The organism is Kitasatospora sp. NPDC059973 (assembly GCF_042737525.1).
Classification (GTDB): Bacteria; Actinomycetota; Actinomycetes; order Streptomycetales; family Streptomycetaceae; genus Kitasatospora.
The window spans coordinates 25,280-40,836 of record NZ_JBHWUI010000008.1 but is presented as its reverse complement, the minus strand read 5'-3'; the positions used below and the strand labels follow the sequence as shown (position 1 = coordinate 40,836).

The 15,557-nt window shown below is 74.1% G+C and carries 13 protein-coding genes; 6 read left to right on the top strand and 7 right to left on the bottom strand.

The window, feature by feature from the left end:
* Positions 1–381 precede the first annotated feature (381 nt).
* Positions 382–1,224, top strand: a complete 843-nt coding sequence (locus ACFWA9_RS03980) for a DUF4389 domain-containing protein (RefSeq protein WP_359811167.1) — start codon at positions 382–384, stop codon at positions 1,222–1,224.
* A 291-nt stretch (positions 1,225–1,515) separates the two neighbouring features.
* Positions 1,516–1,794 carry a hypothetical protein gene (locus ACFWA9_RS03975; RefSeq protein ID WP_359839869.1) on the top strand — a complete coding sequence of 93 codons (279 nt, stop codon included), beginning with the start codon at positions 1,516–1,518 and terminating at the stop codon, positions 1,792–1,794.
* Between the two features lie 166 nt (positions 1,795–1,960).
* Here the strand turns inward: ACFWA9_RS03975 and ACFWA9_RS03970 are convergent, their stop codons facing one another.
* Positions 1,961–2,317, bottom strand: a complete 357-nt coding sequence (locus ACFWA9_RS03970; RefSeq protein ID WP_380382855.1) for an MmcQ/YjbR family DNA-binding protein — start codon at positions 2,315–2,317, stop codon at positions 1,961–1,963.
* Positions 2,318–2,394: 77 nt separating this feature from the next.
* On the bottom strand, positions 2,395–2,928 hold the full coding sequence (locus ACFWA9_RS03965; protein WP_380382853.1) for a cupin domain-containing protein: 534 nt from the start codon (positions 2,926–2,928) through the stop codon (positions 2,395–2,397).
* 140 nt (positions 2,929–3,068) lie between these two features.
* Between ACFWA9_RS03965 and ACFWA9_RS03960 the strand changes: the two genes are divergently transcribed.
* Positions 3,069–3,983, top strand: coding sequence for a LysR family transcriptional regulator (locus tag ACFWA9_RS03960; RefSeq protein WP_352296796.1), 915 nt, complete (start codon positions 3,069–3,071; stop codon positions 3,981–3,983).
* Here the strand turns inward: ACFWA9_RS03960 and ACFWA9_RS03955 are convergent.
* The 4 genes from ACFWA9_RS03955 to ACFWA9_RS03940 form a co-directional block, all read right to left on the bottom strand.
* Positions 3,980–5,017 (bottom strand): LuxR C-terminal-related transcriptional regulator, encoded by a 1,038-nt coding sequence (locus ACFWA9_RS03955; protein ID WP_380382851.1) that lies wholly within the window; start codon positions 5,015–5,017, stop codon positions 3,980–3,982. The genes ACFWA9_RS03960 and ACFWA9_RS03955 overlap by 4 nt on opposite strands.
* A gap of 23 nt (positions 5,018–5,040) precedes the next feature.
* Complete coding sequence (locus tag ACFWA9_RS03950; protein WP_380382850.1) at positions 5,041–5,481, bottom strand: ester cyclase; 441 nt, start codon at positions 5,479–5,481, stop codon at positions 5,041–5,043.
* Between the two features lie 404 nt (positions 5,482–5,885).
* Positions 5,886–10,433, bottom strand: a complete 4,548-nt coding sequence (locus ACFWA9_RS03945; RefSeq protein WP_380382848.1) for a trypsin-like peptidase domain-containing protein — start codon at positions 10,431–10,433, stop codon at positions 5,886–5,888.
* 62 nt (positions 10,434–10,495) lie between these two features.
* On the bottom strand, positions 10,496–10,876 hold the full coding sequence (locus ACFWA9_RS03940; protein ID WP_380382846.1) for a CU044_2847 family protein: 381 nt from the start codon (positions 10,874–10,876) through the stop codon (positions 10,496–10,498).
* Between the two features lie 275 nt (positions 10,877–11,151).
* On the opposite strand from ACFWA9_RS03940, the gene ACFWA9_RS03935 reads away from it, so the two are divergent.
* Positions 11,152–11,685 carry a GNAT family N-acetyltransferase gene (locus ACFWA9_RS03935; RefSeq protein ID WP_352298526.1) on the top strand — a complete coding sequence of 178 codons (534 nt, stop codon included), beginning with the start codon at positions 11,152–11,154 and terminating at the stop codon, positions 11,683–11,685.
* Between the two features lie 69 nt (positions 11,686–11,754).
* Here ACFWA9_RS03935 and ACFWA9_RS03930 read toward each other — a convergent pair whose 3' ends face one another.
* The gene (locus ACFWA9_RS03930; protein WP_380382844.1) at positions 11,755–13,191 is read right to left on the bottom strand and encodes a tetratricopeptide repeat protein; all 1,437 of its coding nucleotides are present in this window, start codon (positions 13,189–13,191) and stop codon (positions 11,755–11,757) included.
* 179 nt (positions 13,192–13,370) lie between these two features.
* Between ACFWA9_RS03930 and ACFWA9_RS03925 the strand changes: the two genes are divergently transcribed.
* Both ACFWA9_RS03925 and ACFWA9_RS03920 read left to right on the top strand, forming a co-directional pair.
* Positions 13,371–14,705 (top strand): M64 family metallopeptidase, encoded by a 1,335-nt coding sequence (locus tag ACFWA9_RS03925; protein ID WP_380382842.1) that lies wholly within the window; start codon positions 13,371–13,373, stop codon positions 14,703–14,705.
* 132 nt (positions 14,706–14,837) lie between these two features.
* Positions 14,838–15,518, top strand: a complete 681-nt coding sequence (locus ACFWA9_RS03920) for a hypothetical protein (RefSeq protein ID WP_380382840.1) — start codon at positions 14,838–14,840, stop codon at positions 15,516–15,518.
* Positions 15,519–15,557: the final 39 nt, after the last annotated feature.

Genomic DNA, 15,557 nt, shown 5'->3' with positions numbered 1-15,557 from the left:
CGTCGATGGCTGGCAACCGGGCACCCCCACACATGAGCACTGCATGGCCGAGACATGACACAGCAGCGGCACGGCCGACCGCCGTTGCGATCATTCCTCTCGACACCGGGGTGAGAGGCTCGATGCCAGAAACTGATCGACCATGATCGACAGAAGACCATTCAAAGCGCGATTTCGATCATCCAAATCAGCGGAAGTGTACGAATCAGCCGCGTCCAGCGGGGCACTCGAGGGCGCGGGCCGGCCCGGGCGACAGCGTTCCGCGCCGCGCGGCGGTCGCCCGGGCGGCCCAGCGCAGCGCGCGAAGGCGCCGGGCGGCTGCGATCTTCGGAGCACACGGCGGTGTACCGCCGTGCCTGGTGTCGAGACCTGGAGGCCCGGATGTGGCAGGCTCCCCCCGCGCCCGCTCCCTCGGACAGCGAGTGGCTGCCGGTGCTGGACATGTCCCCGCCGGGCCCGCAGAACCGGCTCACCGTGCTGGTGCGGATCCTGTTGCTGATCCCGCAGTTCATCGTGGTCTGGGCGCTGTCGGTGGTGGCGTTCTTCGTCACCGTGATCGGCTGGTTCGGTGCGCTGTTCCTCGGCCGGCTACCGGGCTTCGCCGCCGACTACCTGTCGGGGTACGTCCCCTACGAGACCCGGGTGAACGCGTACCTGCTGCTCACCCACGACCGCTACCCGCCCTTCGCGTTCCGGACCCCGGGCTACCCGGTACAGGTCGAACTGCGGCCCGGTGAGCTCAACCGGCTCGCGGTGTTCTTCCGGATCATCCTGGCCATCCCCGCGATGATCATCCAGGCCGTGCTGTACAGCGGCTGGTGGACGGTCGCCTTCATCAGCTGGCTGGTGGTCCTGATCCTGGGCCGGATGCCGCAGGCCCTGTTCGAGGCCACCGCGGCGATCCTGCGCTACCGGATGCGGTACCTGGCGTATCTGCTGATGCTCACCTCCGCCTATCCGAAGCGGCTGTTCGGCGACGAGCCGACCACCGCGCCGAGCGGGCCGGTGTCGGGGACCCACCCCCTGGTGCTGAGCAGCGGCGGGCGCGGCCTGCTGGTGGCGTTCCTCGTGATCGGCGTGCTCTCCTCGGCCGCGGGCTCGATCACGTCGACGTTCACGGACGACGACGATGACACCAAGAGCGTCACCGGCCCTCCGGTGCCGGGCCCACTCGCCCCCGGCCCCGGCTCCCCCGCCGTCCACCACGCCCGGCTCCTTCCCTGACCCGGCCCACGCCGCCGGCCACGTACGGAGAAGCGGCCGGCACGCGGGCGGGCCCGACCAGGGGCCGGCACGACACGCTGCGGCAGTCGGGGCGGGACGGTCCGCGGCCGGGTGCCCTGGACCGGCCCGCTGGGGTCGCCGACCTCGACGAACTCGTTGCCACGGGAGCGCCACCCGCACCGGTGCGTTGCCGGGCCGCGCCCCGCGCATCGCCGCACTGTGGACCTGCAACTGCGATCAGGTGCCGACGAGCGAGCGCCTGACAGATCGACGGAGACATGGGAGACACCGATGATCGCGAGGATCCAGGGCGAGGGCCAGGTGAAGCTGGCGGACAGCGTCTTCACCGAGCTGAACCGGCTGGACGATGAGCTTCTCAACGAGATCGAGAGCGGGGACGACGAGGGATTCCGGCGCGCGCTCGGCGAACTGCTGGACGCTGTACGAAGGCTTGGCACACCGTTGCCGGACGATGCCCTGGAGCCGTCGGAGCTGATCCTGCCCGCTTCCGACGCCTCGATCGACGAAGTGAGGGCGATGCTCTCCGACGACGGCTTCATCCCGGGATAGCACCCCGCCCGGCGGTTTCCTCTTCGGGCCGGGTAGGCGATCGAGGAGTGGCGGGCCGCGGTGGAGGCGACCCCTGGGAAACGGGCAGGGCGGGCCCGGCCTGCCGGCCACCGGCGCCTCCGGCCACTGGCTCTGGACCCTTCGGTCCGCGGCACGGGCCTGAGCGCTACGACGCGCCGCTCGCCCCCAGGTACTCGGCCGCGACCTTCTTCGGGACGACCATCCGCCAGGCCTCGACGACCAGTTCACGCATCTCGGCCGCGTCGACGGCGTCCGTGCGGACCTGCGCCCAGTTGAACCGCTCGTCCGCCGGCTCCGGCATCAGGAACTTCTGCGGCTCGGCCGCGACCAGGGCCGCCCGCTCCTCCTTGGGGAAGGCGAAGCCCATGACCGTCTCGTCCCGCGAGAACGCCAGGTAGACGATCCCCCGGACCCGGAACTTGACCCGGTCCCTGACCAGCGCCTCCTCGGTACGCGGCAGGGACCGGGCCAGGGTGCGCACCTCTTCGACCGTGATCGCCATGCGGCGAGCCTCTCACGCCGCGCTGACAGCGGCCGGGACCACACCGCCGGGACCACACGCCGGCCCAGGTGTCCGGTTCAGGCGCGGGACCGGGCCCGCTGCCAGAGCGCGGGATCCGTGAAGTGCACGTCGTAGCGGTCCTGTTCGGGGAGGAGCCGGTCGAAGGTGTCCAGCCCGGCGGCGACCCGGCCGAGATGGCGGAAGTATCCGAAGCGCTCCACCGCGGGTGCCATCACCACGAGCAGGGCGGCCGTCCGGCCGGGCGCCGCGCCGAACGCGTGCGGCAGCCCGGGTGGGACGACGACGAGGTCGCCCACGGCGGCGATCCTGGACCGGTCACCCAGCAGGAACTCCGCGACGCCGCCGAGCACGTAGAACAGCTCGGAGGACCGCGCGTGGTAGTGCGGCCGGGCGCCGTCCGCCCCCTCCGCCAGGACGAGGCGGTTGACGCCGAACGCACCGCCGCCCGGCGCGTCGGCACCACCGTCGCCGCCGTCGGCCAGCAGGTGGAAGGCGCTGCGCGCGGCCAGGGCGACGCGCTCGGCGTCGGCCGCCCGGACGAGCAGCGGCTCGCGGATCGGTTCGGAGGTGGTGGAGTACGGGGTCGGCATCGGTACGTCCTTCGTGGGTAAGCGACTGATCGGATCCATTCGAACGCGGGAATAGCGGGTGAACCAGGAGCAGTTGGCGATGACACCGATCAGTGATCGTGATCGGTCGGGGACGCGGCGGACGACGACGGACGGGGAGCATGGAACTCCGGCAACTGGCCTACGCGGTGGCGGTGGCCGACGAGGGCGGGTTCGGGCGCGCCGCCGATCGGCTGGGCATCGTGCAGTCGGCCGTCAGCCAGCAGGTCATGCGGCTGGAGCGCGAGCTGGGGGTGATCCTCTTCGACCGTTCGACCCGGCGCGTCCGGCCGACCGCCGCCGGTGAGCGCCTGCTGCCGGAGGCCCGCGCCGTCCTCGCGGCGGCCGACCGCACCCGCCGGGTGGCGGCCGAGATCGCCGCCGGGGCCGAGGGCGTACTCCGGCTCGGCGCCGTCCACGGGCCCGGCGACCGGCTCTACGACGTCCTGTCCGCGCTGTCGGACCTCGCGCCGCAGCTCCGCGTCCGGCTCACCCGGGCCGCCCCGCCGGAACGGCTCGCCCAAGTCCGCTCGGGCACGCTGGACGCCGCCTTCGTACGCGGCCCGGCCGCCGTCCCCGGGCTGGAGCTGCTCCCGCTCTGGAGCGACCCGCTGTACGCCGCCCTGCCGGCCGACCACCCGGCGGCCGCGCTCGATCCGCTCCGCCCGGCCGACCTGCGCGACCTGCCGCTGCGCCTGGCCCCGCGCGCGCGGAACCCGCCCTTCCACGACCTGATCACCGCCGCCTGGCAGGCGGCCGACCTCGGCACACCGGTCACCGGGCCGCCGTTCACCACGCTGCGCGAGACGCTCACCGAGATCGCCGACGACGCGCCCTCGTGGACGGTCCTCTACCGGGTGTCCGGCCTGCCCCCGGTCCCCCGGATCGCCTACCGCCCACTCGCGGGCCTCACCGTCACCACGTCACTCGCGGTCCGCAGCGGCCCGCCTCCCCCGGCACTGCGCCGGCTCCTTGAGGCGGTCCACCGCAGTTCGGCCCCGACGAAGCCGTCAGCCGCCACGAGGACCGGCCGTTAGGCGAAGCCGGACAGGTCCGCCAGCACCACGGCCACCAGCTCGCGGCGACTGCGCACACCGAACTTGTCGAAGACGGCGGTCAGGTGCTCCTGCACGGTGTTGGCGGAGATGTGGAGTTCGTCGACCAGCTGGCGGGTGGACCGCCCCCGGATGACCAGGGCGGCGACCCGGGTCTGGGCGTCGGTGAGTCCGTGGGCGCTGAGCAGGACCGCGCCGAGTTCCGCCGGTCGGGCCGGTTCCACCACCACGCCGATCTGCGCGCCCAGGCGACTGGTGTGCAGGGCGAGCCACCGGCCGGAACGCCCTCGGACGCGGACGGTCGAGGGCACCGGCCCGGCGGCGGCCGCGAGCACGCTGACCGGGAGCAGACCCGCGTCCTGCCGGTCGCCGTCGGGGAAGTCGGTCAGCCACTGCTCGGCCTCGGGGCTCATGGACACCGTCCTGAGCGCGGAGTCGAGCAGGATGAGACCCACCCCGTCCGGGCCGGTGGTGGCGTTCGGAGGCGGTAGCGCGGTCACCGCCGTGCGCAGACCGGCCGCCAGAACCGGCGCGACGCGTCGGACCAGGGCGATCTCCTCGTCGGTGAAGCCCGGGGAGGAGGCCTCCCGGTGCAGGCAGAGCACTCCCCAGCAGCGGTGCCCGGTGACCAGCGCGGCGCGCAGTTCGTCGCCGAGCCCCAGCGGGGCCATGATCTCCCGGTAGCGGGCGCTGTCCGTCCGGCTGCCCTCGGTAGCCCGGTCCAGCGACCCGACCGGATCCGCCGCCCCGGCGAGGCCCGCGAACTTGTTGACGTCCGCCTGCCCGAACTCGTTGTCGAGGAACAGCGCCGTCGCGGGGCCGAGCGGGTCCTCGGCGGTCGCCGAGGTGAACAGCAGCGTCACCGGATCGACGGTCGCGGAGAAGGCCGCCTCCGCCGGCACCACCCGGCGCAGACGGCCGACGATCTCCGAGCCCAGCGCGGCGGTGTCCAGCCCGCTGCGGCACCGTCGCTCGATGTCGGCGAGTCGGCGTTCCACGACCGCGCCTGCCACCACGTACATCAGCGTACGCCGCCCGACTACCCCGGGCCCGGGACGAGCCCGAGCTGGCGCAGCAGCCCCAGCTCGTCGAGCCGGCCCCAGCGCTCGACGATGCGGCCCTCCCGGAGCCGGAAGATGTTGATCCCCCGCAGCGTGACGGTACGGCCGGTGGGCGGCGCGCCGAAGATCTCGCCGCGCTGGGTGCCACTGGCGCTGAAGTGCTCCACGACCATGTCACCCTCGGCGACGAGGAAGTCGGGCATGGCGTGCCAGTCGGGGAACGCGCCGCGGAACAGCACGGCGGCCGCGCGCATGCCCTCACGGCTGGTGTCGGTCCCGACCGGCGGGTCGTGGTTGAGGAAGTCCTCGGCGAGGTACTCGTCGACCGCCGCGAGGTCGCCCTGGGTGAACAGTGCGTCGATGAAGGCACGCACGATCTCCCGGTTGTCGGTGATTCGGGTCTGCTCGATGGTGTCCATAGCCACAGTCTTGGACGCCGCCAAGGCCCCCGGTACCCCAAGAACCTGGGGTTTCACCCCGACCGGGATGCGGCCGAGACCGAAACCGGCCTCGTCCTCCCCCTGCGCAGCATCCTCGCCACCGACTACACCGACGCCCGACTCCTCCCCGAAGCCATCGACTTCGTCTACTGGGGCGGCCGCCTCACCCGCGCCCAACAAGCCACCACCACCCACCACCGCCCCCCGGCACCACATCAGCGGCCTCCACGTCATCCACACCGACCACCTCGCCGACACCATGGGCCCCGACCAGCACCACCGCGCCACCCACGCCCTCGACGCCCTCACCCGCGGCGCCCACCTCCCCTTCCTCCTCCGCGGCATCCCCGCCGAACAGCAACCGCCGAATCAGGCCCCGGCGACTAGCGACTGGAGCACGGGTCCCGGTAGGAGACTTCGGGCACGTACTTCTCCCACTGCGAGCGGCTGATGGCGCCCGTGCTGTAGGAGCAGAGCCGGGCGGCGAGTTCGGCGGGGTCGGTGTCGAGCAGCGAGACGCGTTGGTTGGAGGCGACCAGGAGTGTCGGGCCGGCCGCCACCAGCGCGACCGCACGGATCGATCCGCCGCTCGGGTTGGCGACGGGAGCCGTCAGGACGGGAGCGGTGGGGTCTCGGACGTCCCAGAGTTCGAGGGCCGTGCTGTTCCAGACGGTCATGAGCTCGCCGTTCTCGGCGAACTCGATGCCCTCGACGTCCTGCAGTGTCTGGACGGAGGTCCGGGGTCGGGGGTGCTGCGGATCGGTGATGTCCCAGAGGGTGACCGTGCTGCCGCTGTTACCGGCCGCGGCGAGCAACCGGTTGTCCCTGCTCAGGCCGAGCGCGTTGCCGAAGGCCCCGGGCAGGGTGACCCGTGAGGCCGGTTCGCCTCCCCCGGTGAACCGGAACAGTTCCAGGGAGGAGCACTTGCAGGTGAGGTCCGGGGTGCTCGTGACGGCCATGACCGCCCCGGCCGCGGTGCCCCGGGACACCGCGGAGCCCATGTTCCACCCGTCGCCGGAGTCGCCCGCGGCGTCCGGCGGCTTGATCGTCGAGGAGCCGGCGCGCCTCGGCTTCGCCGGGTCGCCGATGTCCCACCATTCGAACCCGCTCTTGCTCGCCAGGTAGGCCGTGCGTCCGTGGTCCAGGACGCCGGCGTCGTAGCCCCCGGAGTCGGGGGCGGGGATCGAACCGACCTCCACCGCGTCGAGCGCGTCGCCGACCCGCCACAGGTGGAGGGCCCCGCCGCCGATCACCGCCATGACGGCGCCCGGGGCGGACCAGGTGACTCCGACCGTCAGGATCATTCCCAAGGAGGTAGCGGGGAACTCGGCGGTGCCCAGGGAGCCGGCCTTGACCGGATGGTGCGGATCGCTCACGTTCCAGAGCTGGACCTCGCCCTCCCACCCGATGGTCAACAGTCCGCGCTCACGGATGAACGCGGTGCCCCGCGCCGAGACCGGCAGGGTCGCGACGAGGGCGGGGCCCTCTGAGTCGGAGATGTCCCAGATCCCGACGGACTGCGTCTGCAGGGGCGGCATCTGCATGGGGGGCTGCTGGGGCGCGGCCATCAGGTGTCCGTCCGGACTGAACGACCAGGAGTCGGGGCCGCCGGGCTGCCGGGCCTGGTCGACCTGCCGCCCCGGTGAACGCCACCGGCGCACCACACCGTCGGCGCCGGCGGTCAGCAGCCCGCCCGCCCCGCCGGTGGCCATGGCGTAGACGCCGAAGGCGGTCTTGGTGCAACTCGACTTCGTGGAACCCAGGTCCCTGTCCTGCGGGGACAGGGAGGCGAAGCAGAGGTCCCCCTTGGGATCCTTGACGTCCGTCCCGCCGTAGGCGAGGAGGTCGCTGTCCCGGCCGAAGGCCACCCCGCTGACGTTCGCGGAGCCGTCCATGCCGACCCTGATCGGATCGGGAGCGCTCGGATCCGTTACTCGCCAGAGACCGACCTCCCGCTGGCTGCCGGCGGCCAGCAGGGTGCCGTCGGGGCTGAACGCGATCGACTTGTACCCGGTCTCCAGGGCGGAGAGGCCGGCCGGGGCCGCCGGGTCCGCGAGGCCCCAGACCTGGGTCCTGCCGCCCTGGACGGTGGAGGCGAGCAGGTTGCCCCGCGGTGCGAAGGCGACGGCCGCGAGGGCGGTCGTCCCCTCCTCGGTGGGATTGCGCAGCCGGGTGAGCCCCTTGGGGGCGGAGCGGTCGGCGATCGACCAGAGCAGGGTGTCGCCGTTCCCGCCGGCCGCCGCCAGCAGAGTGCCGTCCGCGCTGGTGGCCATGGCCGGGACGGTCACCCGCTGGTCCGACGGGTCGAACAGCCTGGGCAGCCGGGCCACGATCACGGGCTTGCCGAGGTCGGTGAGGCTCCACAGGCACAGGCCCTCGCCGCCGCAGCCGCCCGCCAGGTGGGACCCGTCCGGGGTGAGGGCGATGCCCACCATGCCGGTGTCGACGGTCGACCGGAGGGCCGGGGCGGACGGATCGGCGAGGTCCCAGATCCGCACCGCTCCGTCCTCGTTCAGCGCGGCGGCCAGCGTCCCGTGCAGGGCGGTCGCCAGGATGAGGACCGGGCCGCCGGCCTCGCCGACGACACTGTTCAGCAGGCTGCCGCTCAGGTCGAACAGCTGGGCGGAGGCCTCCGGCGTGGGGGAGGCGCGGTAGGCGGCGACCGCGAGCTGGGCGGCCAGCCCGGGATCGGTGCTGCCGAGCGTCTGCGCGCGTGCTGCCAGGCCCTTGGAATGGACGATCGCGGCCTGCCGGGCGGCGGCGTCCGACTGCCGCTCGGCCAGCACTCCCCCGGCCGTGGCGGCCACCAGCAGGACGCACAGCAGCGCGGCCGTCCACCGCCACCGCCGTTTGCGCGACCGCCGGTGGACCCGCCCGCGTTCCAGGTAGTCCCGTTCGGCCTCGTTCAGGTACCCGGGCCGGCCGCGCAGCCACGGCTGGGCGCCCGCCAGTGCCGTCGTGGTCGGCAGCAGGTCGCGGGGCCGCCCGCTGCGCTCCCAGCGGTCCCGGTCGTGCCGCAGGACCTCCCGCCAGGCGAGGAAGGCCCGGTCCTCCTCGACCCAGCCCCGGAGCTTGTCCCAGGCGTTGATCAACGCCTCGTGCGCGAGTTCCACCGTCTCGACGCCCTCGGCGCTGCGGCCGGTGACCAGCAGGCGGTCGGCGGCGAGGGCCTGGGCGATGCGCCACTCGTCCTCGCCGAGGTCGGTGCGAAGCGCGGTCCGCCGGGTGGCCGACACGGCGCCCATCGGCACCCGGACGAGCTGGGTGAACAGGCGGCGGGCCACCTGCTCGTCCGCCGGGGGCACCTCCCGCCGGAGGACGCCGGCGGCGTAGCCGCCCAGGGCGCCCTTCACCCCGCCGAGCCCCTCGTACGCCTCGTGGGTCAGCAGTCCGGCGCTCTGGTCGCGCCAGAGCAGGTCCAGGGTGAAGCCCAGCAGCGGCAGGGCGCCCGGCTCGGCTCCGGTGTCGTCGAGCAGGCGCTCGGCCAGGTTCGGCGCGTAGCGGACCCCCGGGACGGCCTCGACCGGAGCGGTGACGACCTCGGAGAGCTGCTCGCGGCTCATCGGCCCCAGTGCGTAGACCTGCCGGCTGATCACCGGGCCGAGCCGCGGATGGGCGAGGGCCGCCTCCAGGAAGTCGGCCCGCAGGGTCGTCAGGATCCGGACGGTGCCCGGCAGGGCGTCGGTGAACAGCGCTGCGGCCAGGTCGTCGACGGCGGCCCGGTCGAACGCCAGGAGTTCCTCGAACTGGTCGAGCACCAGCAGCAGTTGGCGGGCACCGTGCCGTTCCAGGAGCCGGGGCGCGAGATCGGCGATGCCCTGGGGCCGGGCCAGCACGGCGGCCAGGTCGGGGATCCGCAGCAGGCGCTCCGTCTCCGACAGCTCCGGCTCCAGCAGCGGCAGCAGCGCGGCGGCGAGCGCCGTCAGCGGGGTGCTGCCGGAGTCCGGCCGCAGGATCACCGCCAGCGCGCCGGCGGCACGACGACGGGGCACCACGCCGGCCATGGCCAGCGACGACTTCCCGGAGCCGGACGGGCCGACCACGGTGACCCAGCGCTCGCGGGCCGACAGGAGGGCCACCTCCTCGCTCTCGGCCCGCCGGCCGTGGAACACGTGCGCGTCCGACTCCCTGAACGAGGTCAGGCTGCGGAACGGCGACGGCGCCAGCGCGACGGCCCGCAGTTCCGGCCAGGCCGCGATCAGGCCGTCGGTGGGGATCAGGTAGCTCGCCGCAGGGTCCCCCGCCTCGGCCACCACCACCATGCCGACCACTCCGCCGAGCCGGTCGTCCCACACCGGGCTCCCGCTGAACCCTCCGGAGACCCGGTAGCCGCCCGCGGCGAGGTCGACCTGCATCAACCCGCCGCCCTGCCGGTCCCGCAGCACGCCCGAGTGCCAGACCCCGTCCGACCGGCCGACCGGGAACCCGAACACCCGCACCGGGTTGCCCCAGACGTCCTCGGACCTGGTCTCCACCGGCCGGACCGGACGGGCGCCGGCCAACGGGGCGGCCAGGCGCAGCAGTGCGACGTCCCCGCTGCCGTCCGAGGCGCGCGGCACCCAGTGCACGACGACCGCCATCGCTCCCGCCACGGCGGGCCCGTCGGGGCCCTCCGGGCCGGGGGAACCGTCCGGGCCGGGCGACCCGGGCGGGCCGTCCGACCTGGGCGACCCGTCCGGCGCGGGCCTCGCCGGTGACCTGGGCAGCAGCGGCAGGTCCACGAAGACCCAGGATCCGACACCCGCCTCCACGCCCTGACCGGCGAGCGCCGCCGAGACCACGTGCGCGCAGGTGAGCGCCAGCTCGGGGGTGACCAGGAAGCCCGCACCGACCGGTCGGGCCAGCGCGTCGTGCACCCGCAGCACCGCCGCGTCCAGCGCCTTCGCCCCGCTCCCCGGTCCCGTTCGCTTTCCCGGTCCCGTGCCCGGCACCGGTCCCGTTCCCGGTCCCGTTCCTCCGACGGGGCCGGTGCCCGGCCCGGGGCCCGGCCCGGTCACGACGCGGGCTCCGCCGCCGGCTCGACACCCCCGCCCGGTTCGTCGACCGGGGACCGGTGCCAGGTCAGCGAGACCTTGAAGTTGGCCTGGGCCGAGGTACTGGAGATGATCACGTCCGCCTCGGCGGACAACGACAGTCCGAACTCGATGCCGATCTCGTCCGGCGCGTGGACCATGCCCCGGAACCCGTCGACGAAGTCCTGCGCCACCGGCCGCACCCCGGCCAGCAGCTCGCCCAGGGACCGGGTGGCACGGGCCACCACCTGCCCCGGCCGGGCGACCTGCACCAGGCCCTCCGCGGCCTGCTCGATCTCGACCTTCACGATGTCCGACCGGCCGTCCGCCGCACCGACCGGCAGCTCGACGAGATATGCCATGTCTCCCCCTCGGGACCTCGGCGGCCCCCACGCGTGGCTGTCCCCCACCCGGTCTACCCCGCCCCGCTCCGGCTGACCCGGCATCCACCGAATCCGCCCGAACCGCACCGGCCCGGGGGTCCGGGCACGGGCACCCGGCACGGCAAGGGCGGGCGGTTCACCCGGCGCCGCACCCCCGCCGCGGGCTCCTCGTCCCGGCCACTGCGGGCTCCTCGCGCACACACCGGCGGGCGGGGGGATGATGTGCTTCAGGATGCGCGAGGAGGTTCCGGCCCATGGACATCTCGCTGACCACCGACCGGCTGATCATCCGGGACTGGTCCCCGGACGACGCCGAGGCCGCTCTGGCGATCTACGGCTCGCCGGACGTCGCCCACTGGCTGACCCCGGCGATGGACCGCGTCGCCGATGTGGCGGCGATGCGGTCGGTGCTGCAGGCCTGGCAGGAGGCGCAGCCGAACCTGCCGCCCCCTCGGGGCCGGTGGGCCGTGCAGCGCAAGGAGGACGGGGCTGTCGTCGGCGGTCTCGGCATCCGGCTGCTGCCGCCGTTCGAGGACGACCTGGAGATGAACTGGCAGCTCGCCCCCGACGCCTGGGGCAAGGGCTACGCCACCGAGGCCGGCCGCGCCCTGATCGCCTGGGCGTTCACGCAGGAGGCCGAGGAACTGTTCGCCGTCGCCCGGCCGAACAACACCCGCGCCATCGCGATGGCGAAGCGGCTGGGCATGGAGTGGGTCGGCGAGACCGGTAAGTACTACGGGCTGAACCTCCAGGTCTACCGCGTCCGCCCGAGCGACTTCCACGACTGACGGGGCGCACCCGACGCCCGGAGGATCGCCCGCCTGACCGTCTGCCTACCCGTCCGCCCCCTCGCCCGCCTACCCGCCCGTCGTGGCCGGGCCCGTCGTGGCCGGGCCGGTCGTCGTCGGGCCGGGCGTCGTCGGGCCCGCCGTGGCCGGACCGGCCGACGTCGGGATCGGCGGGGCGGCCGGGGCCGGGCCGAGGGTCGTGGTGCCCGGGGCGGCGCGGTGGCCGAGGCCGGTCCGGTAGACGTCCAGGGCGCGCTCCACCCGGCCGGTGCGGCGCAGCAGGTCGCCCAGGAGGCGGCAGAGGTCGGCGAGGTCGCCCGCCGCGCCCGCCCGTTCGAGCAGGGCGAGGGCGTCGACGTAGTGCCGCTCGGCGGTGTCCGGGTCGTCCCGGTCCTCGGCGATGAGTCCGAGCAGCCGGTGCGCCCCGGCGGCGTGGACGGTGCCGCGGTCCGGGCCGATCCGGTCGAGGAGGCTGCGCAGCAGGTCGTCGGCCTGCTCGTGCCGGCCGCGGCGGCGCAGGACGTCGGCGAGTTCGACGTCCACCTGGTGCGTGAACAGCTCCGCCTGCCGGGAGGCCAGCATGGCGCGGGCGGTGCGCAGTTCGTCCTCCGCGCGGGCCAGGTCGCCGGCCTGGGCGTGCACGTAGCCGCGCATCCAGTGGCACTTGGCCAGGTCGGAGGTGAGGCGCAGGCGCTGGTAGAGCGCCTGCGCCTTGGCGAGGGAGGCGTCGGCCTCGGCCGCCCGGCCGTCGGCGATCAGGGTGCGGGCCACGCTGCGGTGCAGCCCGGCGACCAGTGCGGGGTCGGTGGCGTCGGGGGCCAGCGCGAGGGCGAGTTCGGCGGCCTGGGCGGCGCGGGCGTGGGCGCCCATGTCCATGTAGGGGCCGATGGCGGCCGAGTACAGCAGGAGCAGCGCGTCCGGGTCGTGCAGGCCGCCGGCGTTGAGCCGGTCGATGGCGGTCTCCAGCAGGTAGCAGGCGTACCGCAGTTCGCCGGCCAGCAGGTGGGCGACGGCCCGGCCGCGGATCGCGGCGGCGCGGCGCGGCAGCGGCTCGTCGGCCAGGAGGCGCTCGGCCTGCTCGAAGTGCTCCCTGGCGTCGTCGAGGCGGCCGGCCTCCAGTGCGCAGTCGCCGAGGCCGAGCAGGGCGGCGGGGCGGACGGACTCGACGCCGTAGTGGTCGGCGCGGTCCCGGACGGCGGTGAAGCGGCGGGCCGCCTCGGCGGTGTCGCCGTCGGCCAGGGCGCTCTGGGCGTCCGCCAGGGCGATGCCCAGCTCGGTGGCCAGGTGGGCCGGCCGGCCGGTGGCGAGTTCGTCGAAGGTGACGCCGAGGCGCTCGGCCAGATGGCGCAGCGCCGCCTCCGAGGGGTGTACCCGGCCGGCCTCGACGGTGGAGACGTAGGCGGCGGTGTAGGCGGGCTCGGCGAGCATGCGCTGTGTCAAGTGCCGTTCCCTGCGCAGTTGTCGGACGCGTCGGCCGATGTCGGCCGGGTCCTGTTCCGAGGTCATGTGCGCCCCTTCCGTCGGGTGTCGGCCGGTTCTCGTCCCGCCCTATTGTCGTGGACGTGACAGTGGCTTAGATTAACTCCCTGTTTCAGTCCGATTATCTCGACACTTAAGCACCCCCGCCGGCGTTCCGCCGCACCGTGCCCCAGCACCGCCCACCCCCGCCCCTCCCGGAGGTCCCCGTGCGTCACCGCAGGCTCGCCACCACCGCCCTGGCCGGCGTCACGGCCCTGGCAGCCCTCTGCTCCTGGGCCGTCCCGGCCACCGCCGCCCCGGCCACCCCGCCGGCCACCGGCGCGCCCGTGACCGGCGCGCGACCCGGCGCCCACCAGGTCGAGGCGTTCGCCGAGGACGGCAGCATCAGCCGCGCCCGGGTGCCCGCCGCCTCGCCGTTCGTCGCCCCGCAGTCGCTGGCCGGGCCCCCCGCGGGCGACGGCACCGTCACCCCGCTGGTCAGCAACGGCAGCACCGACAGCAAGCTCGACGTGGTGGTGATCGGTGACGGCTACACGGCCGCCGAACAGCAGAAGTTCCTCGCCGACGCCGCCACCAAGTGGCAGGAGATCACCGGCGTCGAGCCCTACACGACCTACCGCTCACTCTTCAACGTCTGGGCCGTGCAGGCCGTCTCCACCGAGTCCGGCATCACGGGCGACCCGGACCGGGCCACCGTGCGGCAGACCGCCCTCGGCTCCTACTTCTGGTGCGAGGACGTCGAACGCCTGCTCTGCGTCGACACAACCGCCGTCGACCGCTACGCCGCCAAGGCGCCGAAGGCGGACCTCGTCCTCGTGGTCGCCAACAGCGCCAAGTACGGCGGCGCCGGCTACAACGACGTGGTCTCCCCGCTCGGGTACTCCGGCATCGCCACGGTCTCGGGCGGCAACGACCGCTCCGGGCAGGTCGCCGTGCACGAGACCGGCCACTCCCTGGGCCTCCTCGCCGACGAGTACTCCTACGAGGGCCAGGGCAGCTACGAGGGCGACGAACCGACCGAGGCCAACATCACCACGCTGACCGCCGACCAGCTGCGCCGCACCCGCGCCAAGTGGTACCGCTGGCTCGGCCGGACCTCCCCCGACGGCGGCACCGTCGGCGCGTACGAGGGCGGCGGCTACTACCCGACCGGCCTCTACCGGCCCACCGACAACTCGATCATGCGATCGCTCGGCCGCGAGTTCAACCTCCCCGGCCGCGAGGCCATGATCGCCGGATTCTACCGCTACGCGACCACCCTCAGCAGCCCGACCCCCACCACCACCCCGCTCACCCCCGCCGACCGGCTCGCCGTCGAGCTGCCCGCCCCCGGCACCCGGCTGCGCTGGTACCTCGACGGCTTCGAGCTGATCACCTGGCGCGACCGCACCGCGGTCACCCTCGCCGACCTGCCCCTCTTCGGCCCGAAGGGCCTGCGCCACCGGCTCTCCGCCGTCGCCACCGACCCGACGACGGCCGTGATCGACCCCAAGCTCCGGGCCACCCTGACCGACACCCTCTCCTGGGGCGTCCACCGCTGACGCGCCGTACGCCGTGGAGTGGGAAGTCGACCGGGCCGACTTCCCACTCCACGGCCCCTGGGGGCCGCTGCCGTTACGCGGGCCGACGGCCTGCGGCGGCCGGGTGTCGTTGGCACGGGGTTCGATGAGCGCATGACCGTTCATGACGTGGCGCGCCGCCTCCCCGCCGGCGCCGACCTTCGGGACCTGTGCCGTTCGCTGGCGATGCTGGACGCGATCCTCAGCCCGGACTGGGAGGGCCGGTACCACTCCTTCGACGGCGGCTGGGCGGACGGCGAGGAGATGGCCTCGATGCGCGACGGGTCCGGGGACGAGTACTCCATCGTGTTCTCGGCGGCCGGCGTCTACCTGCGCGGCTTCGCCCACGAATCGCCGATGAGCCCGTACGGCAACGACGGCGAGCCCTGGCCGGGAGTGGTCGACGGCGTCCCCGAGCCCTTCGGGCGCTTCGTCGAGGAGCCCGCGTTCACCGACGAGGACGGCGTGCCCGTGGTGACCGCCTGCCTGTGGCGGGGACCGGCGGACGACCGGTGGCACCACGGGTCGATCGACTTCCCCGGGGACACCGCCGATCCCGACGGGTCGACGGGCCTGTTCGCCCTCCTGCTCGACCGTTCGCCGGAGGCCTACCAGCGGTTCGCCGAGGACTACTACGAGACCGCGGTGGACCTGGAGGCGGTGAGCCGGGTGTTCGCGCTGCGACCGCTGAGCCAGGACCTCGTGTCCCTGCTCAACCCCGAGGTCGAGCTGGGCGAGCTGGCCGAGGACATCGCCGAGATCGGGTATCCCCAGCCGGACCACCAGCCCGCCTGAACCCGGTCCGGGACCCGGGCCCCGGACGAGGGCCGTGCG